This window comes from Bradyrhizobium sp. LTSP857 (assembly GCF_000938285.1).
Lineage (GTDB): Bacteria > Pseudomonadota > Alphaproteobacteria > Rhizobiales > Xanthobacteraceae > Bradyrhizobium.
Map to the genome: position 1 here is coordinate 37968 of NZ_JYMS01000044.1, position 21160 is coordinate 59127.

Here is a 21160-nt window from a genome sequence, read left to right on the forward strand (position 1 = left end):
CGGCTTACGCTTCCCGCGGCCTGAAATTCTCGATCACCCTGAGTAGCATCCGTGCGCCGGCATCGGCGTCGGCGAGCTCGACGTGCTCGTCCGGGTGATGGCTGATGCCGCCGCGGCAGCGCACGAAAATCATGCCGACGTCGGCAATGTCGATCATCGCCATGCCGTCATGCCCCGCCCCGCTCGGCAGCTCGAACACAGCAAAACCTTCCGCGGCGATCGCCTGTGCGATCTGCTCCTTGAGCCAGGGCGCGCAAGGCGCGGTGCGATTCTCATGGGTGACGTCGAGCTGAAGCGCCAGTTGCCGACGCTTTGCGATCGCCTCGATCTGGCGGACGACATCGGCCACCGCGCGCTTGCGATGCATGTCGGTCGGCGCGCGCATGTCGATGGTGAACGACACCTCGCCTGGAATGACATTGGTCGCACCGGGCCTCGCTTGAATGTAGCCGACAGTGCCGACCAGCCCGCCCTTGTCGGTCCGGCAGAACTGCTCGATCGCGCCAATGCACTCGGCCGCGCCGGCGAGCGCGTCACGGCGCAGCGCCATCGGCACCGTGCCGGCGTGGCCGGCCATGCCGGTCAGCCGCGCCGCAAGCCGCGTCGCGCCCGCGATCGCTGTGACCACGCCAACCGGCAGATTCTGTGCTTCGAGAACCGGCCCCTGCTCGATGTGCAATTCGAGATAGGCAAGCAGCTCGCGCCGAGCCCGCGCCGCTGCGCCGATATGATCAGGATCGAGGCCGAACTGCACGAGGGCATCGCGCATCGAGACACCGTCGCGGTCGCGCGTACTCAAAGCGCTCTCATCAAAGGTGCCGGCCAGCGCGCGGCTGCCAATCAGCGTCGAGGCGAAGCGCACGCCCTCCTCGTCGGCAAAGCCGACGACTTCGATGGCAAACGGCAGGCGCTTGCCGCGGCGGTTGAGATCGGCGACGCAGGCGATCGCCGTGATCACGCCCAGCGGCCCGTCCCATTTGCCGGCATCGCGCACGGTGTCGTAATGCGAGCCGAGCATCAGGCAAGGCGCCCCGGGCCGCTCGCCCTCGTAACGGCCGCAGACATTGCCGATCGCGTCGAGATGCGCGCTCATGCCGGCCTCGCGCATCCAGCCGAGGATGAGGTCCGAAGCCGTACGCAGCTCCTTGCTGAGATAAATGCGGGTAAGCTTGCCGGGCTCTTCCGAAATCGCACCGAGTTCGTTGATGCGGCGAACGATTTCCTTGCCGAGCGATGCATCTTGAACGGCGGTAGCAGCACCCATCTCGGTCGAGCTTTCCATCCTGGAGACCGCGCGCGGCGATCGTGACGACAATCGATACAAGTTCGGTGCCAGCGAAAATCGCTCGGCTAGCGCCCGTCCCAAATCAGCGACTGGTTAGCATGAATGCGCCAAGCGGCAGACGGCCTGGGCATCGCAATGCACACGCGTGCTGGTTAAGGCTGCTTAACTCCATTGCATACAATGATAAGATACTGCTCAAAATTTGATCTGCTGATTTCCTCATCAAGATTCGATCGCGGAATATAATTTACATAATTCAAATACTTATAGATATGTGCACACTTCCTAGCCTCTGGCACGAAGCTTGCGACATCTTGTTCCGGGCTCCGCCAGACCGGTGCAGCCGCGAAATCACGGCGGTGCAGCCGCCAAGGGAGCAACCAATGGATTTTGGCAGGATTTCACGACGGCATGTGTTGCAAGGCGGCGCGGCCCTCACCCTCGGCGCGGCGGCCGGCGCCCGCCCGGCTTTCGCGGCTGATACCACCATCGGCTTCATCTATGTCGGCTCGCGCGATGACTACGGCTACAACCAGGCGCATGCGCAGGGCGCGGCGGCACTGAAGAAGATTCCCGGTCTCAAGGTCGTCGAGGAAGAGAAGGTGCCGGAGACCGATGCGGTCGAGAAGACCATCGAGTCCATGATCAATCTCGACGGCGCCAGCCTGCTCTTCCCGACCTCGTTCGGTTACTACAATCCGCACATGATCAAGATGGCCAACAAGTTCCCGAAGCTGCGCTTCGAGCACTGCGGTGGCCTGTGGAGCGACAAGGATCCGAAGAACGCCGGCAGCTATTTCGGCTACATCGATGAGGCTCAGTACATCTCGGGCATCATTGCGGGCTACAGCTCCAAGACCGGCAAGCTCGGCTTCGTCGCGGCGAAACCAATCCCGCAGGTGCTGCGCAACATCAACGCCTTCGCGCTCGGCGCCAAGCTCGCCAACCCAAAGGCCACCACGCAGGTGATCTTCACCGGTGACTGGTCGATGCCAGTCAAGGAAGCCGAGGCCACCAACAGCCTGATCGACCAGGGCGTCGATGTGCTCACCTGCCACGTCGACGGACCGAAGACCATGGTCGAGAACGCGGCACGCCGCGGCGCCATGGTCTGCGGCTATCACGTCAACCAGTCGCCGCTGGCACCGAAGGCCTATCTCACCGGCGCCGAGTGGAATTGGGAAGCGCTCTATCCGAAATTCGTCAAGATGATCGCCGCCGGCGAAACCATCCCGAATTTCTATCGCGGCGGCCTCAAGGAAGAGATCGTCAAGACCTCGCCCTATGGCGAGGCTGTCTCCGCCGAGGCGCGCAAGCACGCCGACGAGGTCAAGGCCAAGTTCCTGTCGGCCGAGGGCTACGCCATCTTCAAGGGAGGACTGGTCGACAACAAGGGCAAGACGGTGATCCCAGCCGGCACCGATCGGGGCCAGAAGGATCCCGAACTGGAGAAGATGGACTATCTCGTCGAGGGCGTGATCGGAGCGACTTCGTGACAACGGAAGCGGCGGATCCCACTGAAACGGTCGGGGCAATTGCCCCGGCCGCCGATCCCGGTTTCCTCCAGCGCCACGGCGCGACAATTGAGTACATCCTGATCCCGGGCGCGGCGCTGGCCGGCGCGCTCGTGGTCTTCGGCATCTTTGTCGCGATGTTCGGCAAGAATCCGCTCGATCTCTATTTTTATATGTACTACGGCGCCTTCGGCACCTGGTTCTCCTGGCAGAACACGCTGACGCGCGCGGCTCCCCTGATCCTCACCGCACTCTGCACCGCGCTGCCGGCGCAGCTCGGCATGGTCATCATCGGCGGCGAAGGTGCGCTGTTGATCGGCGCACTCTCGGCGACGAGCGCTGCGCTCGCGCTTCAGGGCATGCCACCGTTCATCGTTCAGATCGCCATGGTCTGCGCCGGCGTGATCGGCGGCGGCTTGTGGATCATGCTGGCAGGCGCGCTGCGACAATATCGCGGCGTCAACGAAACAATCTCGAGCCTTCTGCTGGTCTACATCGCGCTCGCGATCCTCAACCATCTCGTCGAAGGCGCGATGCGGGATCCGGCCAGCCTCAACAAGCCGTCGACGCGCGAGATCGGCGCCGCCAACATGATCGGCTCCATCCCCGGCACCGACGTGCATTGGGGCCTGGTCTTCGGCCTGATCGCCGCGATCGCCGCCTACATCCTGATCTATCACACCGTGTTCGGCTTCGCCGCGCGGGTTGCCGGCGGCAACATCCGCGCGGCCAAGATCGTCGGTCTCGGTGTCAGCAAGCTCATCCTCACGATCTGCTTCCTGGCCGGCGGCGCAGCTGGCCTTGCCGGCATGGTCGAGGTCGCTGCCGTTCAGGGGCGCACCAACGCCAATCTCGCGGCGGGCTATGGCTTCACCGGCATTCTCGTCGCCTTCCTGGCGCGGCAGAATCCGCTCGCGATCATCCCCGTCGCGATCCTGCTCGGCGGCATCAGTGCCAGCGGCGGCCTGTTGCAGCGCCGCCTGGGCCTGCCTGATGCATCCGTGCTGGTGCTCCAAGGCATCATCTTCGTCTTCGTGCTGGCCAGCGATGCGCTCTACGGCCGCATCGGATTCCTGAAGGGAAAATCCTGAGATGGCAGACGGATCGATCGGACTCTGGACCGTCCCACTTGCCGTGCTCGGCGGCGCCATTCGCGTCTCCACCCCGTTCCTGTTCGTGAGCTTGGGGGAATGCATCACCGAGCGCTCAGGCCGGATCAATCTCGGCCTCGAAGGCACGCTGGTGATGGGCGCGATGAGCGCCTATGGCATCTCCTATCTCACCGGCTCGCCCTGGCTCGGCGTGCTCGCGGCCGGCATCACCGGCGCGCTGCTCGGCGCATTGCATGCCGGCATCTGCTCGCTGCCGCGCGTCAACGACGTCGCGGTCGGCATCGCCTTGATGCTGTTCGGTACCGGTCTCGCCTTCTATCTCGGAAAGCCACTGATCGAGCCGACCGCGCCACGCCTGCCAGCGATCGATTTCGGCTGGTGGAGCGACATTTCGCAGGTCCGTGCAGCACTGCGGGTCAATGTCCTCTTCCTGATCGGCGTTGCGCTGGCGCCGATCCTCTATTGGGCCTTCCGCACCACGCGCTGGGGCCTTCTCATCCGTACCGCCGGCGAAAGCTCTGACGCCGCACGCGCGATGGGCCATTCCGTGCTGCTGATCCGGCTGCGTGCCACCATGGTCGGCGGCTTCCTTGCCGGCATCGGCGGCTCGTTCCTGTCGCTGTTCTATCCCGGTAGCTGGAACGAGGGCCTGTCCTCAGGTCAGGGCATTACCGCCGTGGCGCTCGTGATCTTCGCGCGCTGGGATCCCCTGCTGTGCCTGTGGGCCTCGCTGGCCTTCGGCGGCGCCGCCGCGCTCGGGCCGGCGCTGCAATCGGTCGGCGTCACCTCCGGCTATCACCTCTTCAACGCCGCGCCCTACATCCTGACGCTGGCGATCATGATCATAACCTGCTCGCCGAAACGCACGCTGACCGGAGCCCCGGCCGAATTGTCGATTACCCGCTAGAGAGCGAAATCATGCCCGAGCGCACCATCAAGTCCGAGCCCTATGCCTGGCCCTACAACGGTGATCTGCGTCCTGAAAACACGGCGCTCATCATCATCGACATGCAGACCGACTTCTGCGGCGTCGGCGGCTATGTCGACAAGATGGGCTATGATCTCTCGCTGACGCGGGCCCCGATCGAGCCGATCAAGAAACTGCTGACGGCGATGCGCAGCCAAGGCTTCCACATCATCCATACCCGCGAAGGCCATCGCCCCGATCTCTCCGACCTGCCCGCCAACAAGCGCTGGCGCTCGCGCCAGATCGGCGCCGGCATCGGCGATCCCGGCCCCTGCGGCCGCATCCTGGTGCGCGGCGAGCCCGGCTGGGACATCATCGAGGAGCTGGCGCCGCTGCCGGGCGAACCCATCATCGACAAGCCCGGCAAGGGTTCGTTCTGCGCCACCGACCTCGAATTGATCCTGCGCGTGCGCGGCATCGAGAATATCGTGCTGACCGGCATCACCACCGATGTCTGCGTCCACACCACCATGCGCGAGGCCAACGACCGCGGCTTCGAATGCGTGCTGCTGCACGATTGCTGCGGCGCGACCGACAAGAGCAACCACGAGCACGCACTGAAGATGATCAAGATGCAGGGCGGCGTGTTCGGCGCGGTCTCGACCTCCGACGCCTTCATCGGAGCGATTTCGTGATCGTCGGCGAGCCTCTCCCGCCGTCAGGCGCCTTCGGCGTCAACGCCATCGCCATGACCATGCGCTTCGGCGACTTCCTGGCGCTAGACAATGTCGAGCTGAAGGTACGGCCGGGCTCGTTCCATGCGCTGCTCGGCGAGAACGGTGCCGGCAAGTCGACGCTGGTCAAATGCATCATGGGCTATTACCACGCGACCGAAGGCGACATCATCATCGGCGATCGCGAGCAGGCGATCGCCAATCCAAAGGACGCCCACGCGCTCGGCCTCGGCATGGTCTACCAGCACTTTACGCTGGTGCCGGCCATGACGGTCGCCGAGAACCTCGTACTTGCCCGCGACGACGTGCCGGTCGTGGTGGACTGGTCAAAGGAAATGAAGGAGCTCGAGTCCTTCCTGGCGCGGATGCCCTTCAAGGTACCGCTCAGCGCAAAGGTCTCAGACATCTCAGCCGGCGAACGGCAGAAGTGCGAGATCCTGAAGCAGCTCTATCTGAAGCGCCGTTTCCTGATCCTGGACGAACCGACCTCGGTGCTGACGCCGGCGGAGGCCGACGAGGTGCTCGGCATGCTCCGCGACATGGTCGTCAAAGGCGAGCTGACCATCCTGATGATCACGCACAAGTTCCGCGAGGTCATGGCCTTCGCCGATGACGTCACCATCCTGCGCCGCGGCAAGCTTGCGGGTGCCGGCAAGGTTTCCGAGCTGACGCCGGATGCGATGGCGCGCACCATGATCGGCGCCGAGGAGCTGACGGTGCAGCCGCCACGCACCGGTGAAGCCGGTCAGGCCAGGCTGGAGCTGGCAAAGGTCCGCGCGCTCGACGATGCCGGCGCGATCGCCGTGCACGACGTCTCGCTCACCGTGCGCGCCGGCGAGATCGTCGGCATCGCGGGTGTCTCCGGCAACGGCCAGCGCCAGCTCGTCGAGGTGCTGGCGGGCCAGCGCGAATCCGAGAGCGGCGAAATCCGCGTCGCCGGCGATGCCTATTGCGCCAGCCGCGAGGAGATGCGTCGCCACAAGATGTCGCTCCTGCCCGAGGAACCGCTGAAGAACGCCTGTGTCGGCGGCATGAGCGTTGCCGACAACATTGCCTTCCGCGAATTCGACCGCGCGCCTTTCGCCAGCGGCGGCTGGTGGCTCAACCGCGGCGCCTTCCGCGATGATGCGAAGAAGAAGATCGGGCAGTACAAGATCAAAACCCGCACGCCGGATACGCCGATCTCGGCGCTCTCGGGCGGCAACGTGCAGCGCGCGGTGCTCGCACGTGAGCTCGGCGGTGACGTCGAGGTGCTGATCGCGGCCAATCCCTGCTTCGGGCTCGACTTCGCGGCAGTGGCGCAGATCCACGCCGAGATCATGGCCGCGCGCAACCGCGGCGCCGCCGTGCTGCTGGTCAGCGAAGACCTCGACGAATTGCTCGAACTCTCCGATCGGCTGGTGGTGATGTTCCACGGCGAATTCGTGTATGAAGCACGAACCAGCGAGGCCGATCTCACCGTGGTCGGCCGGCACATGGCGGGCCACTAACGAATCGTTTGAGCATGATCTTTTCGGAGAACCGCTGCACACTTTTCCGGATCATGGTCCAGGAGCAACGATGAACGGCGCATCCGAACGCGACGAACACTTTCTGCGCCTCTCCTTCGCGGTCGCCCGCCGTTCTCTCACCCACGGCAACCACCCCTTCGGCTGCATCGTCGTCGATGCGGGTGGCCGGGTGCTGATAGAGACCGAGAACGGCTACATGCCGGATCATGACGGCACCGCGCATGCAGAACGCCTGGCGGCCACGCAGGCCTGCCGCACGCTGGACCGCGAGGTGCTGGCGAAGGCGACGCTCTATTCCTCCGCCGAGCCCTGCGCGATGTGCGCCGGCGCGATCTACTGGGCCGGCATCGGCCGCGTGGTCTACGGCCTCAGCGAACACCGCCTGCGCGGCGTCACCGGCAATCACCCGGAGAACCCGACCCTCGACCTGCCCTGCCGCGAGGTCTTTGCCAGCGGCCAGCGCCCGACGGAGGTTGTCGGCCCGCTGCTCGAGGAAGAGGCCGCAGCGCTGCACGACGGCGTGTGGACGAAGTAACTCGCCCCAAGAACTCAACTTCGTAGGGTGGGCAAAGCGAAGCGTGCCCACCATAGCCAACCGTCTGGGAAAATGGTGGGCACGGCGCGTTGCGCCTTTGCCCACCCTACGCAAACGCCAATGGCGCCGCGCGGGACATGCGCGGCGCCATTCGAACTTGGAGACCGTCAGCCGATCAGAACTTCACAGTCACACCACCGTAAACCGTGGACTCGGTGCAGCTCTTGGTGCTCTGGCCGGTCGGGGCGATGGTGCAGACGCCAGCCATGGCGTTGTGGTCGAGGCCGAACTTGTTCTGCCAGTAGCGATAGGCAACCCAGAGGTCGACGAAGTGCGAGTACTTGTCACCCCAGACCGCCTTCGAGGCGTCGAAGGTCAGGCGGATCGGTTCGCTGTTCAGCTCGGTCTTGGACTTGGTGCTCAAGATGCCCACGCCCGAGAGTGCAGGCGTACCGTTCGAGTCACCCTTCGGCCCGTACCAGCCAGCGCGGCCGCTGATCGACCAGAACTGCATGTTCGGCGGCAGGAAGCCGAGGTCCATGTAGTAGTTGATTTCGACGGCCCAGGTCGGGTTGTAGCTGACGTTGCCGTCGGAGTTACAGGTCACGCCCGCAACGCCCGGCGCGAACAAGCCGCACTGGGTGAAGGCGTTGTGGTTCGAGAACTCCCAGTACATCAACGGAGCGACGTTGATATAGCCCTTGTAGGGAAGGTCGAAGGCGAACTGGAGACCGGCGACGACGTCGCGCTTGGCGGGCGCGAGGAAGTTGTTCTCGGTGTTGGCATCCATACCGACTTCGAACGAGATGTTGTGCAGCGGCCCCATGGTGAAGGCCTTGGTGTTGAAGATCTCGTTCCAGCCGAAGGTCGAGCGGAACAGGCCGTAAATCTCGGTTGCGCCCGCGCAGTCCGCGGCGCCGCCGGTGATGGTCACGCCCGGCGCGGAGCAAGGCGAGGCGGGATCATTATGACCCGACTTGAACATCGAGATGGTGAAGAAGTTGGTGCCGTAGGCCCACAGGTCGAAGTGGGTGAAGGAGTAGACCTGCTTGGCGGTGGTGCCGTTGATGCTGCCATCCGGGCGGACGCTCCACATGCCGGGGTCGGTGCCCTTCGGCATCCAGGAGAACGACACACGGTCGTCGATCACAAGGAAGAACGGGAGGTCAGGAGCCTTCTTGGCAGCCTTGACCGGCAAATCCGCTGCCTGCGCCAAGCCACCGGTGGCGAGCGTAGCAAGTGACAGCGCCGCGGCTGCAATTGCTTTGAAACGAAACGACATCCTGAATACCCCCAAGTTTGGACACGTAAAAATGAACGTCCCTTGGTGCGACACTTGCGCCGAACTCCCGGTGTGAGAAGCCTCAACTTTTTTCAAGGCGTGCCGCATGTTTCAGCAGCAAGCCGCACTTCACCGCGGAATTTTGAGGATTTCTGCGTCTCGCCCCAGTCGGCAAGCAGCAAAGCAAGCCTGGTTATTGCCAGACATTCCCGATTGATTTTGCTTGGCTTTCGCGCCGAGCGGAGAACGCGGACTCGATCGTCACTGAAGACGTCATCGCTGTCCGGAGATGCATACGAGCAGTGGCGCTGCTTTTGCTCAACTTCACGTCAACTCTGCATAGCGAGTTCCGATTTGGTTTGAACCGTCACAAATTTGCAACAGCCGTTGCTCGCAGGACGCGGCCACAACGACGGTCGAAAGGACGGTTGGAGACAATCGTCGCCCGACGAGAGCAGCGACTCGCAACGCCGGCGTACCTGCCGAAGCGTTGAGCAAGGGATGACGCTTTTTCACACCTTACGCGACGGTTCAAACTAGCCCACAATTAAGGCACTTCATCTCATGCAAGCGTATCCGCGAATGTTAGATCCGACGCCTAACGGCCTGCATTCCGGCGAGTCCCCGCTGCTTCAAACGCTCGGGCTCAGCAAACGCTATGGGGATTTCCTCGCTAACGATTCCATCGACATCGACATCTGGCCGAAGGAAATCCACGCCCTGCTCGGCGAAAACGGCGCCGGCAAGTCGACGCTGGTCAAGGCGATCTACGGACTGATCCAGCCCAGCGCCGGCGATATCCGCTGGCAGGGTGAGCCGATCGTGCTGTCAGGTCCGTCGGAAGCTCGCAGCCGCGGCATCGGCATGGTGTTCCAGCATTTCTCGCTGTTCGACAATCTCACCGTCGCCGAGAATGTCGCGCTCGGCCTCGACGGCAAGGAATCGTTCAAGGACATGTCGGCCCGGCTGGAGCAGGTGTCGAAGACCTACGGTCTTCCGCTCGATCCCAGACGTGAGGTCTGGCAATTGTCGGTCGGTGAGCGCCAGCGCATCGAGATCGTCCGCGCGCTGATGCAGGACCCGAAATTCCTGATCCTGGACGAGCCCACCGCCGTCCTGACACCGCAGGAAGCCGACCAGCTCTTCATCGTGCTGGAGCGGCTCAAGGCCGAAGGCCGGGCCATTCTCTACATCAGCCACAAGCTCGAGGAGGTGAAACGCCTCTGCGACACCGCCACAATTCTGCGCGGTGGCAAGAAAGTCGACACCTGCAATCCCCGGCTCGAGACCGCTGCCTCGCTCGCGCGCATGATGGTCGGCGGCGAGATCAAGGAAGTGAAAGCTGCCGCCGGCAGGCAGACCACGATACCGCGACTGGTCGTCAACGATCTCTCGCTCGCACCGGACGAGGCGCACGGCGTGCGGCTCGAGCATATCTCGTTCGAGCTGAAGGGCGGCGAGATCCTGGGTATCGCTGGCGTTGCCGGCAACGGCCAGGACGAGCTGTTCGCCGCGCTGTCTGGCGAGCGGCTCTCGAAAGACCCCGGCACGGTGGTGATCGAAGGCATCGCCGCCGGCCACCTCTCAATCACCAAGCGGCGCAAGCTCGGCGCTGCCTTCGTACCCGAAGAGCGGCTCGGCCACGGCACAGCGCCACGCATGAGGCTGTCGGAGAACGCGCTGCTCACGGGACACGCCGCCAGCGGCATGGTCCATCGCGGCTTCATCGACACCGCGGCCACGTTGAAGACCGTCGACCGCGCCACCGAAACATTCGACGTCCGCAAGGCCAAGCGCGATCCGGAAGCGGCAAGCCTTTCCGGCGGCAATCTGCAAAAATTCATCGTCGGCCGCGAGATCCTGCGCAACCCGGCCGTGCTGGTGGTGAGCCAGCCGACCTGGGGCGTCGACGCCGGCGCTGCTGCCGTCATCCGCCAGGCGCTGCTCGATCTGGCAACCGCGGGCGCGGCCGTGCTCGTCACCAGCCAGGATCTCGACGAGCTCGCCGAAATCGCCGACCGCATCGCCGTGATGTTCCACGGCCATTTGTCCGAGCCGCTCGCCACGCGCGATGCAACACGTGAAAAGCTCGGCCTGTTGATGGGCGGCAGCAGCCTGGAGCCGAAGGAGGCCGCGCATGCAGTTGGTGCTTGAGAAGCGCGCCGAGCGCTCCAACACGATCGCGCTGGTCTCGCCGCTGATCGCGATCGGCTTGACGATCGTCACCATGACGATCCTGTTCGCGATCCTCGGCAAGAATCCGCTGCTCGCGCTGCAAGCCTATTTCATCGCACCGCTCACCGACAGCTATTCGCTCCAGGAGATCGCGGTCAAGGCGACGCCGCTGGTGATGATCGCGATCGGGCTGTCGCTTTGCTATCTCGCCAACGCCTGGAACATCGGCGCCGAGGGACAATTCCTAATCGGTGCGGTCGCCGGAAGCTGGATCGCGGTGAAGACGCAAGGCACCGATGCCGGTGCCTGGGTGCTGCCGGCGATGTTCGTGCTCGCGGCAGCCGCAGGCGCGCTCTATGCGCTGATCCCGGCGATCTGCAAGGTGAAGTTCGGCGCCAGCGAAATCCTGACCAGCCTGATGCTGGTCTATGTCGCCGACCTCTTCCTCGATTATCTCGTGCGCGGGCCTTGGCGCGATCCGAACGGCTTCAACTTCCCGACCACGGCCGAGTTCGATCCGGTGGCAACGGTCCCTCTTCTGATCGAAGGCGGCCGGCTCCATCTCGGCTCAATCATCGTGCTGCTGGTCGTCGCGGCGGCAGCGATCCTACTCGGGCGAACCATCAAGGGATTTGAAATCCGCGTGGTCGGTGCCGCACCGCGCGCGGCGCGGTTCGGCGGTTTCAATTCCAACCAGTTGATCCTCCTGACCTTCGCGATCTCGGGCGCGCTCGCGGGTCTTGCCGGCATCATCGAGGTCGCTGGTCCCGTCGGACACCTCCAGCCCGGCATCTCGCCCGGCTACGGTTTTACCGCGATCATCGTCGCCTTCCTCGGCCGGTTGAACCCGATTGGAATATTAATTGCAGGCCTTTTTCTCGCATTGACCTTTATCGGCGGCGAACAGGCGCAGATCGCAATGAAGATCCCGTTGGACGTCACCAAGGTCTTCCAGGGCATTCTGCTGTTCTACGTGCTCGCCTGCGATTCCCTCATCCTCTACCGCTTCAAGCTGGTGTTCCCGAACCGTCAGGTGGCCCGTGGAACTGGTTGAAGCCATCATCCTGTCGGTGCTTGCCGCATCGACGCCGCTCTTGATTGCGGCGACCGGCGAGCTCGTGACCGAGCGCTCCGGCGTGCTCAATCTCGGCGTCGAGGGCATGATGATTGTCGGCGCGGCCTGCGGTTTTGGCGGCGCGTGGCTAACCGGCTCGATCTTCATCGGCGCGCTGTTCGGCATCGTCGCGGGAACACTGATGTCGTTGGTCTTCGCGCTGATGGCACTCGGGCTCGCCGTCAATCAGGTCGCGACGGGCCTAGCGCTAACCATTCTCGGCGTCGGTCTCTCCGGCCTGATCGGCGCACGCTTCGTCGGCGAGCGCATCACGCCGGCGGCGCATCTCCATATTCCCGGCCTCACCGACATCCCGCTGATCGGGCGCATCCTGTTCGGCGAGGACGCCTTCGTCTACTTCTCGCTGGCGCTGATCATCGGCGTCTGGTGGTTCCTTTATCGCACGCGTGCGGGACTAATCCTGCGCGCGTGCGGTGACAATCATGTCTCCGCGCATGCGCTCGGCTATCCCGTGCTGAAGATCAGGATGCTCGCCGTGATGTTCGGCGGCGCCTGCGCCGGGCTTGCCGGCGCTTATCTGCCGCTCGCCTATACGCCGTTCTTCATTCCCGGCATGACCGCGGGCCGCGGTTGGATCGCACTGGCGCTCGTCGTTTTCGCGTCGTGGCGGCCGGGCCGGCTGGTGATCGGCGCTTACCTGTTCGGCGCGGTGACGATCCTGCAATTGCACGCGCAGGGCTGGGGCGTCGGCATTCCCTCGCAGTTCATGTCGGCGCTGCCTTATCTCGCGACTGTCATCGTTCTGGTCCTGCTCTCCCGTGCGCGCACCGGCGGCTCGACTGCGCCGGCCGCACTCGGCACCGTATTCGTGCCTGACCGTTAAAGTTTTCATTTCCGCGGCGTGCGCGATGGGGCGCGCATGTTGCGGATCGTAGCTATCCCCGACTGTTTGGAGATTGATGATGAGGAAAACACTTCTTGCGCTGGCTGCCGGGCTTTTGCTTGCCGGGAGCGTCAGTGCAGCCTCCGCCGCCGACAAGCTGAAGGTCGGCTTCATTTACCTTGGCCCGGTCGGCGATCTCGGCTGGACCTATCAGCACGAGCTCGCCCGACAGGCGCTGGTGAAGGAGCTCGGCGACAAGATCGAGACCACCTTTCTCGAGAACGTGCCCGAGGGTCCCGACGCCGAGCGCTCCATCGAGCAGCTCGTCCGTGCCGGCAACAAGCTGATCTTCACGACGTCATTCGGCTACATGGATCCGACGCTGAAGGTCGCCAAGAAATATCCGAACGTGCATTTCGAGCACGCCACCGGCTACAAGCGCGACAAGAACATGTCGACCTATTCGGCCAAATGGTACCAGGGCCGCTACATCCAGGGCCTGATCGCGGCCAAGATGTCGAAGTCCGGCGTGCTCGGCTATATCGGCTCGTTCCCGATTCCCGAGGTCGTCTCCGGCATCAACGCGACGATCCTAGCGGCGCAGACCATCAACCCGAACATCAAGGTCAAGATCATCTGGGCCAACACCTGGTTCGACCCGGGCAAGGAAGCCGACGCGGCGAAGGCGCTGATCGATCAGGGCGCCGACGTCATCATGCAGCACACGGATTCGCCGGCGGCAATGCAGATCGCCAGCGAACGCGGCAAGTTCGCCTTCGGCCAGGACTCCGAGATGATCAAATTCGGGCCGAAGACCCAGCTGACTTCGATCCTCGACACCTGGGCGCCCTACTACATCGCCCGCGTCAAGGCCGAGCTCGACGGCAGCTGGAAGTCGGAGGACAGCTGGGGCGGCCTCGACAGCCACATGTTCGCGATGGCGCCGTATACCAACATGCCTGACGACGTGAAGAAAATCGCCGAGGATGCCCAGGCGGCGATCACCGCCGGCAAGCTGCATCCGTTCAAGTGCCCGGTCATTGGGCAGGACGGCAAGGAAATCGAGTGCAAGGGCGGCGCCAATCTTGCCGACGGCCAGATCCTCGGCATGAATTTCTACGTCAAGGGCATCGACGACAAGCTGCCGGGCAAGTAGCACGCTTCTTGCTTTACTAAAATCACCTGCTCCTCCCGGAGGAGGTTCGGAGGGGGTGGCCAGAAGCACCCGGCACTTGTGGTCGCCCCCTCTTTCTATTCTGCCTGGATTATCCCGCCTGCATGGCCCGCGCCGCGGAACTGTGACGCCGGATGAGGTCCGGGACGTCCAGCCCCGGAATCGCGCCGTCGACCACGGCCCATTTCCCCGCCACCATCACCCGATCGGCCCGATGCGCCCCGCACAGCACCAATGCGGCCAGCGGATCGCCATGGCCAGAGAAACGCAGTTCGTCGAGCTTGAACAGCGCAAGGTCGGCGGCCTTGCCGACGGCGATCTCGCCGAGTTCCGGCCGGCCGGCACAGGCCGCCGATCCCTTGGTCGCCCAGCGCAACGCGTCCTTGTGGCTGACCTTCGTCACCCCGTAGCGCGCTCGTTGCAGCAGAAAGGCGGCCCGCACCTCCTGCATCAGGTTCGATCCGTCGTTCGAGGCTGAGCCGTCCACGCCGATGCCGATCCCGACACCGGCCTCTTCCATCTCGCACACCGGGCAGCAGCCGGACGCCAGGAGCTGATTGCTACAGGCGCAATGGCTGATAGTGGTCTTGGCCTTGCCGAGCCGCTTCATCTCGTCGGCGTTGAAGAAAATGCCGTGGGCTAGCCAGGTCCGTGCGTTGAGCCAACCGCATTGCTCGAGATAATCGAGCGGACGGCAGCCATACATCTGCTGGCAGAACTTGTTCTCATCCTCGGTCTCGGCGAGATGGGTGTGCAGCCGCACGTCGAGCTTGTCGGCAAGATCGGCCGTGGCGCGCATCAGGGACGTCGTCACCGAGAACGGCGAGCACGGCGCGAGCGCGATCTGCACCATCGCATCCGCGCCGCGCTGGTGATGTTTTGCGACCACGCGCGCGCTGTCGGCGAGAATCGTGTCCTCGTCCTGCACGACGCTGTCAGGCGGCAAGCCGCCGTCGCGCTGCGACAGGTTCATCGAGCCACGCGTCAGCAGCACCCGTACGCCGAGCCGTTTTGCGACCCCGACTTCGATATCGACGGACTCCTCGAGCCCTGCCGGGAATACGTAGTGATGATCCGTCGTCGTCGTGCAGCCCGAGAGCAGCAGCTCGGACATCGCTACGGTGACGCCGAGCTCAAGCGACTCCGGCGTCAGCTTCGCCCATATCGGATAGAGCGCCTGAAGCCAGGGAAACAGTTCGCGATCCATCGCCGCCGGCAGCGCCCGCGTCAGGGTCTGGTAGAAATGATGATGCGTGTTGATGAGGCCAGGCAGCACGACATGCTCGCCCGCGTCAAGCACCGCGGCATCCGCAGTCGCGGGCGTGCCGCCGGCGGGCACGAGCTCGATGATCCGACCGTCTTTCACTACGATTCCTCGCTCGGCACCGTCGGCGAGGATAGCCAGGGGATCCCTGATCCAGATCGGCTTTGCGTTGCTCATGAGCCTGCTTCTCCTCACATCCGCCGGCGACAGGCCTGCAAGGCAGGGGCCAGCCCGAGCGCGCGATTGCTGCGACTTGTTGTTGCCACTTGGCGCTGGTCTTGCAAGACTTTCCCGCAGAGAAAATCACTCGGTGCAAGCGTTTACCCAGCCATGGACTTGAATACCATCACAGCGGTGGCCCATCCACAAACGCGCTCCCAACTGCCCGTTTGGACGTCAGGCGATGCTTGGCTCGCAGGCGGCACCTGGCTGTTCTCGGAGCCGCAAGTTCACCTGACCAGGCTCATCGATCTCACCGATCTGAAATGGCCGGCGCTGACGATCACGGACACCCATCTTATCATTGCCGCCACCTGCACGATCTCACAACTCGATGCGCTCGCCTGCCCGGCCGACTGGCTCGCCGCACCGCTGATCGGTCAGTGCTGCCGCGCCTTCCTCGCTTCCTTCAAGATCTGGAAGACGGCAACGGTGGGTGGCAATCTCTGCATGTCGCTGCCGGCGGGACCGATGATCTCGCTCACGTCAGCGCTCGACGGCGTCTGCACCATCTGGAAGGTAACCGGCAGCGAGCAGAAGATTCCCGTCGTCGACTTCGTCACCGGTAACCAACGCAACCGCCTGACTTCAGGCGACCTGCTGCGGCAGATCGATATTCCGATTGCGTCGTTGAAGCGACGCTCGGCGTTTCGCCAGATCTCGCTCGCGCCAGTCGGCCGCTCGGCGGCACTTCTGATCGGCAGCCTCGATGCCGATGGTGCGCTGACGCTGACGGTCACCGCTTCGACGGTGCGCCCGATCCGACTGTTGTTCCCAAAAGCGCCCGACGCGAGCACGCTTCGCGCGGCGATCTTGGAGCAGATCACCGACAACCTGTACCATACCGACATCCACGGCAAGCCACTCTGGCGCAAGCACATGACGCTGCGGCTCGCCGAGGAGATCCGCGGCGAATTGCTGGACACGGCGCGACCATGAGCCTCGAGATCAACGGTACGATTTTTCCGCAAGAGCCGCGCGCAGGCCAATGCCTGCGCACGTTCCTGCGCGAGCTCGGCCATTTCGGCGTGAAGAAAGGCTGCGACGCCGGCGATTGCGGCGCCTGCACGGTGCTGCTCGACGGCGAGCCGGTGCACAGCTGCCTGATCCCGGCCTTCCGCGCCGAAGGTCGCGCCGTCATCACGATCGAGGGGCTTGGAGGCGACAACGGCGCGCATCCGATGCAGCAAGCCTTCCTCGACGCACAGGGGTTCCAGTGCGGCTTCTGCACCGCCGGCATGATCCTCACCTGCGCCTCGCTCAACCAGGCACAACGCACCGATCTTGGCGGGGCGCTGAAGGGCAACATCTGCCGCTGTACCGGCTATCGTGCGATCGAGGACGCGATCCTCGGCAAGACCAATGTCGAGGAGAGCGTCGAGGCCGGCGCAGCGTTCGGCCGCAGTTTGCCGGCGCCCGCAGGTCCGGACGTCGTGAGCGGCAAGGCGCGCTACACGTTCGATACTGCCATCGATCGCTTGCTGCACATCAAGCTGCTCCGTTCGCCGCATGCGCACGCAAAGATCGTCGCGATCGACAAGTCGGCGGCGCTGACCGTTCCCGGCGTGCATGCGGTACTGACGCATGATGATGCACCATCAATGCTGATCTCGACCGCGCGGCACGAGAAGGACTGGATGGACCCGGAGGACACCCGCATCCTCGACGACGTCGTCCGCTTCATCGGACAGAAGGTCGCCGCCGTCGTCGCCGAGAGCGAAGCCGCAGCCGAGGAAGCGTGCCGGCGACTGAAGGTTGCGTACGAAATCCTGCCCGCACTGGTCGACCCCGAGCAGGCGATGGCGCCGGGCGCGCCGATCATTCATCCCGACCGAACCACCGAAAATCGTGTCGCCGACGCCCAGCGCAACCTCGTCGCAGAGACGCATGGCGAGTTCGGCGATGTCGCGTCGGCGCTCGCCACATCCGCCGTCAGCTACGAGGCGACCTTCCACAGCCACCGCGTGCAGCATGCTGCACTGGAGACCCATGGCGGCCTCGCCTGGCTCGATGACGCCGGCGTGCTCAACGTCCGCTGCTCGACGCAAGTACCGTTCCTGACCCGTCGTGCGCTATCCGACATCTTCAAGCTCCCCATGGACAAAGTCCGCGTGTTCTGCGAGCGCGTCGGCGGCGGCTTTGGCGGCAAGCAGGAGATGTTCGTCGAAGACATCCTGGCGCTCGCCGCGCTAAAGACCGGCCGCCCCGTCAAGCTCGAGCTCACCCGCGAGGAGCAGTTCATCGCGACCTCGACGCGCCATCCGATGCGGGTTCACATCAAGGCCGGCGCCGATGCGGACGGCAAGCTCACCGCACTCCAACTTGAAGTGCTCTCCAACACCGGCGCTTACGGCAATCACGCCGGCCCCGTGATGTTCCACTCGCTGTCCGAGTCCATCGCCGTCTATAACTGCCCGAACAAAAAGGTGGACGGCTTTGCCGTCTATACCAACACGGTGCCATCAGGTGCATTTCGCGGCTACGGCCTGCCGCAGACGCTGATCGCGGTGGAGGCCGCGATCGACGAGCTCGCCAGGCAGCTCGGTATCAGCCCCTACGACATGCGCCGCCGCAACATCGTCAAGCCCGGCGATCCCATGCTGTCGCCGCCGCCGTCCGAATTTCACGACGTGCTTTATGGCTCCTACGGCCTCGATCAGTGCCTCGATCTCGTCGAGCGCGCGATGCAGGCCGACACGCCGCAGCCCGATCTGTCGCCGGAATGGCTGATCGGCGATGGCGTGGCGCTCACGATGATCGATACGGTGCCGCCGGCCGGCCACATCGCGGATGCGATGATTGCGCTCAACGACGACGGCGGCTTCGATCTCACGGTCGGCACCGCCGAATTCGGCAACGGGACCAGCACCGTGCATCGGCAAATCGCGGCAACGACGCTTGCGACCACCGTCGACAGGATTCGCCTGCGCCAGTCCGACACCGCCCATGGTGGCCACGACACCGGCGCCTATGGCAGCGCGGGCACTTTTGTGGCCGGTAAGGCGACGCACGCGGCGGCGATGCAGCTTGCGACCGAGCTGAAGGCGGCAGCCGCGGGCGCCTGGCTGTGCGATGTTGCGACTTGCATGCTCGAAGAGGCCTCCGTCGTGAGCGGCGTGCGACGGATGTCCTTTGCGGAGTTGGCAAAGCTTGCGCGCGAACGCGGCCAGCCACTCGCGGCGAAAGGCAATTCCGACGGCACGCCGCGCTCGGTCGGCTTCAACGTCCAGGGCTTTCGCGTTGCCGTGAACAAGGGCACCGGTGAGCTCAAGATTCTCAAGAGCGTGCAGGCCGCCGACGCAGGCGTCGTCGCCAATCCCATGCAGTGCCGTGGCCAGGTCGAAGGCGGCGTGGCGCAGGCGCTTGGCGCCGCACTCTATGAGGAGATGGTGATCGATGGGACTGGCCGCGTCACCAACCCAAAGTTTCGCGACTACCACCTGCCTTCCTTCGCCGACGTGCCGCGCACCGAAGTCCTCTTCGCCGAAACGTCCGATGCGATCGGGCCGCTCGGCGCGAAGTCGATGAGCGAGAGCCCGTACAACCCGGTCACCGCCGCGCTCGCCAACGCGATTACGGACGCCACCGGCATCCGTTTCACCGCACCGCCCTTCAAGCCGGACCGGCTGTTTCCGGCCCTGCACGACAAATTTGGTGCTTAGCTGCCGCGATAGGTCGAATAGCTCCAGGGCGTGACCAATAGCGGCACGTGGTAGTGGCTCTCCGCCTCGCTGATCGCGAAGCGCAGCGGGATTTCGTCGAGGAACGGCGGATCTGACAGCGGCACGTTGCGCTCGGCGTAATATTTGGCGACGCTGAAGCGGAGCTCGTAGCGGCCGATCGGCAGCGGACGGCCGCCGATCAGCGGCTGGTCAGTGCGGCCGTCAGCGTTGGTAACGGTGCGCGCGATGATGCGGTTCTCGCCGAGACTCGCGAGCTCGATCAATTCGACCGCGATGCCCGGCGCGGGCTTGCCCGCGTGATTATCGAGCACATGGGTCGAGAGCCGGCCGTGCACCTTGAGCTTGTCATCCGCGATGACGAGCTGGTCGAGCCGCAGAGCGGCGATACGAGAGATTTCCTCGAGCGCGCGGCGGGTCTCGGTCTTAGCGATGTTCTGTAGCCGCGCCTCGAAGTCCCGCAGGATGGAATCCTTGGTGTGCCGGCGCGCGCAGACGATATACGGGATGCCAAATTTTTTGCGATAGGCATTGTTCGCCCGCTCGAAGGCCGCATATTCGGTGTCCGACAGACGATCGAGACCAGCGCTGTTCTGCTCGGCACTCGAGTCAGGCGTGAGTCCCGCTGCGCGCTGGGTCTTGTTGGCGAGGTCGGGATGCGCGCGTATCAGCGCCAGTTGCACCTCGGGCTCAGCGCTCGCGATCGCCGCCTTGATCGCGTCGAGCAGTGGATTGATGCCGGCAAACGGACGGCGCGCCGCAGCTTCCTGGGCAATCCAAGGCGAATATTCGACCACGTTTTCAAGTACGGCGACGAAATCGTCAAAGCTCGCAGCATTGAGATCAGACAAGGCGATCTGTGACATTGCTTCCCTATTCGATCTCGAAAGCGTTGCCGGCAAGACCCGCATGCTTGTCGTGCCAATGCTGCGCGATGTGGAGCCGCGTCGGCACCCAGACACGCTCGTGCTTGCCGATATAGTCCAGGAAGCGGATCAGCCCCGCCGCGCGGCCGGGCCGGCCGGCGAGACGGCAGTGCAGGCCCACCGACATCATCTTTGGCGCGCTCTCGCCTTCGGCATAGAGCACGTCGAAAGCGTCCTTCAGATAGGTGAAGAACTGCTCGCCCTCCGCAAAGCCCTGCGGATTGATGAAGCGCATGTCGTTGGCATCAAGCGTATAGGGAATAATGAGTTGCTTGCCCTTGGCACCCTTGACCCAATAGGGCAGATCGTCCGCATAGGAATCGCAGAGATAGAGGAAGCCACCTTCCTCCGTCAACAGACGGTTGGTGTTGATCGAGTTGCGTCCGGTGTACCAGCCGAGCGGCCGCGCGCCGGTCGCCTCGGTGTGGACACGGATCGCCTCAGTGATCTCGTCGCGCTCCTGCGCCTCGGACATGTCCTTGTGCTCGATCCATTTCAGGCTGTGGCTCGCAATGTCCCAGCCCGCCTCCTTCATCGCCGCGACGATTTCCGGATTGCGCTTCAGCGCGGTGGCGACGCCGAACACGGTGGTCGGCCACTTCCGTTCGTTGAACATCCGCCACAGCCGCCAGAAGCCGGCGCGCGAGCCATATTCGAACATCGATTCGATATTGGCATGGCGCTGGCCCGGCCAGGGCTGCGCGCCGAGCACGTCGGACAGGAACGCCTCCGACGCGCGGTCGCCGTGCAAAATGTTGTTCTCGCCGCCCTCTTCGAAATTGACGACGAACTGCACCGCGACCCGCGCGTTGCCCGGCCATTGCGGATGGGGCGGGTTGCGGCCGTAGCCGCGAAGATCGCGCGGGTAGCGGGCGTCCGCCAAC

General features: G+C 64.1%; 17 protein-coding genes. 12 read left to right on the forward strand and 5 right to left on the reverse strand.

Translation table 11 applies throughout. From position 1 onward, the window contains the following. Window positions 1-4: 4 nt before the first annotated feature. Entirely contained in the window at window positions 5-1264 is a 1260-nt protein-coding gene (locus UP06_RS26910; protein ID WP_045006884.1) for an allantoate amidohydrolase, read from the reverse strand. A 404-nt stretch (window positions 1265-1668) separates the two neighbouring features. Here UP06_RS26910 and UP06_RS26915 point away from each other — a divergent pair, with 404 nt between their 5' ends. From UP06_RS26915 to UP06_RS26940, 6 genes are all read left to right on the forward strand, one after another. Further along, window positions 1669-2781 carry a BMP family ABC transporter substrate-binding protein gene (locus UP06_RS26915; RefSeq protein ID WP_045006702.1) on the forward strand — a complete coding sequence of 371 codons (1113 nt, stop codon included), beginning with the start codon at window positions 1669-1671 and terminating at the stop codon, window positions 2779-2781. Then, window positions 2778-3890, forward strand: coding sequence for an ABC transporter permease (locus UP06_RS26920; RefSeq protein WP_045006703.1), 1113 nt, complete (start codon window positions 2778-2780; stop codon window positions 3888-3890). Before UP06_RS26915 ends, UP06_RS26920 begins: the two co-directional genes overlap by 4 nt. A gap of 1 nt (window position 3891) precedes the next feature. Continuing rightward, window positions 3892-4818 (forward strand): ABC transporter permease, encoded by a 927-nt coding sequence (locus UP06_RS26925; RefSeq protein ID WP_045006704.1) that lies wholly within the window; start codon window positions 3892-3894, stop codon window positions 4816-4818. An 11-nt stretch (window positions 4819-4829) separates the two neighbouring features. After that, window positions 4830-5513 (forward strand): biuret amidohydrolase, encoded by a 684-nt coding sequence (biuH, locus tag UP06_RS26930; protein WP_045006705.1) that lies wholly within the window; start codon window positions 4830-4832, stop codon window positions 5511-5513. Next, window positions 5510-7042 (forward strand): ABC transporter ATP-binding protein, encoded by a 1533-nt coding sequence (locus tag UP06_RS26935; protein ID WP_045006706.1) that lies wholly within the window; start codon window positions 5510-5512, stop codon window positions 7040-7042. Before biuH ends, UP06_RS26935 begins: the two co-directional genes overlap by 4 nt. 70 nt (window positions 7043-7112) lie before the next feature. Beyond that, on the forward strand, window positions 7113-7598 hold the full coding sequence (locus UP06_RS26940) for a nucleoside deaminase (protein ID WP_045006707.1): 486 nt from the start codon (window positions 7113-7115) through the stop codon (window positions 7596-7598). Window positions 7599-7773: 175 nt separating this feature from the next. Here the strand turns inward: UP06_RS26940 and UP06_RS26945 are convergent, their stop codons facing one another. Beyond that, window positions 7774-8880 (reverse strand): hypothetical protein, encoded by a 1107-nt coding sequence (locus tag UP06_RS26945; RefSeq protein ID WP_045006708.1) that lies wholly within the window; start codon window positions 8878-8880, stop codon window positions 7774-7776. A gap of 582 nt (window positions 8881-9462) precedes the next feature. Between UP06_RS26945 and UP06_RS26950 the strand changes: the two genes are divergently transcribed. From UP06_RS26950 to UP06_RS26965, 4 genes are all read left to right on the forward strand, one after another. Then, the gene (locus tag UP06_RS26950) at window positions 9463-11034 is read left to right on the forward strand and encodes an ABC transporter ATP-binding protein (protein ID WP_045006709.1); all 1572 of its coding nucleotides are present in this window, start codon (window positions 9463-9465) and stop codon (window positions 11032-11034) included. Next, on the forward strand, window positions 11018-12109 hold the full coding sequence (locus UP06_RS26955; protein ID WP_045006710.1) for an ABC transporter permease: 1092 nt from the start codon (window positions 11018-11020) through the stop codon (window positions 12107-12109). Before UP06_RS26950 ends, UP06_RS26955 begins: the two co-directional genes overlap by 17 nt. Continuing rightward, complete coding sequence (locus UP06_RS26960) at window positions 12096-13013, forward strand: ABC transporter permease (RefSeq protein ID WP_045006711.1); 918 nt, start codon at window positions 12096-12098, stop codon at window positions 13011-13013. Before UP06_RS26955 ends, UP06_RS26960 begins: the two co-directional genes overlap by 14 nt. A 79-nt stretch (window positions 13014-13092) precedes the next feature. Then, a complete protein-coding gene (locus UP06_RS26965) occupies window positions 13093-14169 on the forward strand; it encodes a BMP family ABC transporter substrate-binding protein (RefSeq protein ID WP_045006885.1) in 1077 nt (358 codons plus the stop codon). A gap of 109 nt (window positions 14170-14278) precedes the next feature. Here the strand turns inward: UP06_RS26965 and UP06_RS26970 are convergent, their stop codons facing one another. Continuing rightward, window positions 14279-15628, reverse strand: coding sequence for an 8-oxoguanine deaminase (locus UP06_RS26970; protein WP_045006712.1), 1350 nt, complete (start codon window positions 15626-15628; stop codon window positions 14279-14281). 153 nt (window positions 15629-15781) lie between these two features. On the opposite strand from UP06_RS26970, the gene UP06_RS26975 reads away from it, so the two are divergent. Both UP06_RS26975 and UP06_RS26980 read left to right on the forward strand, forming a co-directional pair. Beyond that, window positions 15782-16609: an FAD binding domain-containing protein gene (locus tag UP06_RS26975; RefSeq protein WP_045006713.1), complete on the forward strand. Its 828-nt coding sequence runs from the start codon at window positions 15782-15784 to the stop codon at window positions 16607-16609. Next, window positions 16606-19332, forward strand: a complete 2727-nt coding sequence (locus tag UP06_RS26980; RefSeq protein WP_045006714.1) for a molybdopterin-dependent oxidoreductase — start codon at window positions 16606-16608, stop codon at window positions 19330-19332. The genes UP06_RS26975 and UP06_RS26980 overlap by 4 nt, the downstream gene beginning before the upstream one ends. Here UP06_RS26980 and uraD read toward each other — a convergent pair. Further along, on the reverse strand, window positions 19329-20216 hold the full coding sequence (gene uraD, locus UP06_RS26985) for a 2-oxo-4-hydroxy-4-carboxy-5-ureidoimidazoline decarboxylase (protein ID WP_045006715.1): 888 nt from the start codon (window positions 20214-20216) through the stop codon (window positions 19329-19331). The genes UP06_RS26980 and uraD overlap by 4 nt on opposite strands. Window positions 20217-20223: 7 nt before the next feature. Further along, complete coding sequence (gene puuE / locus UP06_RS26990; RefSeq protein WP_045006716.1) at window positions 20224-21159, reverse strand: allantoinase PuuE; 936 nt, start codon at window positions 21157-21159, stop codon at window positions 20224-20226. Window position 21160: the final 1 nt, after the last annotated feature.

Excerpts from the sequence above, each read along its gene's own strand:
- UP06_RS26975 (WP_045006713.1), top strand. The coding sequence starts at position 15,782 with ATGGACTTGAATACCATCACAGCGGTGGCCCATCCACAAACGCGCTCC.
- UP06_RS26965 (WP_045006885.1), top strand. The coding sequence starts at position 13,093 with ATGAGGAAAACACTTCTTGCGCTGGCTGCCGGGCTTTTGCTTGCCGGG.
- UP06_RS26940 (WP_045006707.1), top strand. The coding sequence starts at position 7,113 with ATGAACGGCGCATCCGAACGCGACGAACACTTTCTGCGCCTCTCCTTC.
- UP06_RS26970 (WP_045006712.1), bottom strand. The coding sequence starts at position 15,628 with ATGAGCAACGCAAAGCCGATCTGGATCAGGGATCCCCTGGCTATCCTC.
- UP06_RS26950 (WP_045006709.1), top strand. The coding sequence starts at position 9,463 with ATGTTAGATCCGACGCCTAACGGCCTGCATTCCGGCGAGTCCCCGCTG.
- UP06_RS26955 (WP_045006710.1), top strand. The coding sequence starts at position 11,018 with ATGCAGTTGGTGCTTGAGAAGCGCGCCGAGCGCTCCAACACGATCGCG.
- UP06_RS26910 (WP_045006884.1), bottom strand. The coding sequence starts at position 1,264 with ATGGGTGCTGCTACCGCCGTTCAAGATGCATCGCTCGGCAAGGAAATC.
- UP06_RS26925 (WP_045006704.1), top strand. The coding sequence starts at position 3,892 with ATGGCAGACGGATCGATCGGACTCTGGACCGTCCCACTTGCCGTGCTC.
- UP06_RS26980 (WP_045006714.1), top strand. The coding sequence starts at position 16,606 with ATGAGCCTCGAGATCAACGGTACGATTTTTCCGCAAGAGCCGCGCGCA.
- UP06_RS26945 (WP_045006708.1), bottom strand. The coding sequence starts at position 8,880 with ATGTCGTTTCGTTTCAAAGCAATTGCAGCCGCGGCGCTGTCACTTGCT.
- uraD (WP_045006715.1), bottom strand. The coding sequence starts at position 20,216 with ATGTCACAGATCGCCTTGTCTGATCTCAATGCTGCGAGCTTTGACGAT.
- biuH (WP_045006705.1), top strand. The coding sequence starts at position 4,830 with ATGCCCGAGCGCACCATCAAGTCCGAGCCCTATGCCTGGCCCTACAAC.
- UP06_RS26915 (WP_045006702.1), top strand. The coding sequence starts at position 1,669 with ATGGATTTTGGCAGGATTTCACGACGGCATGTGTTGCAAGGCGGCGCG.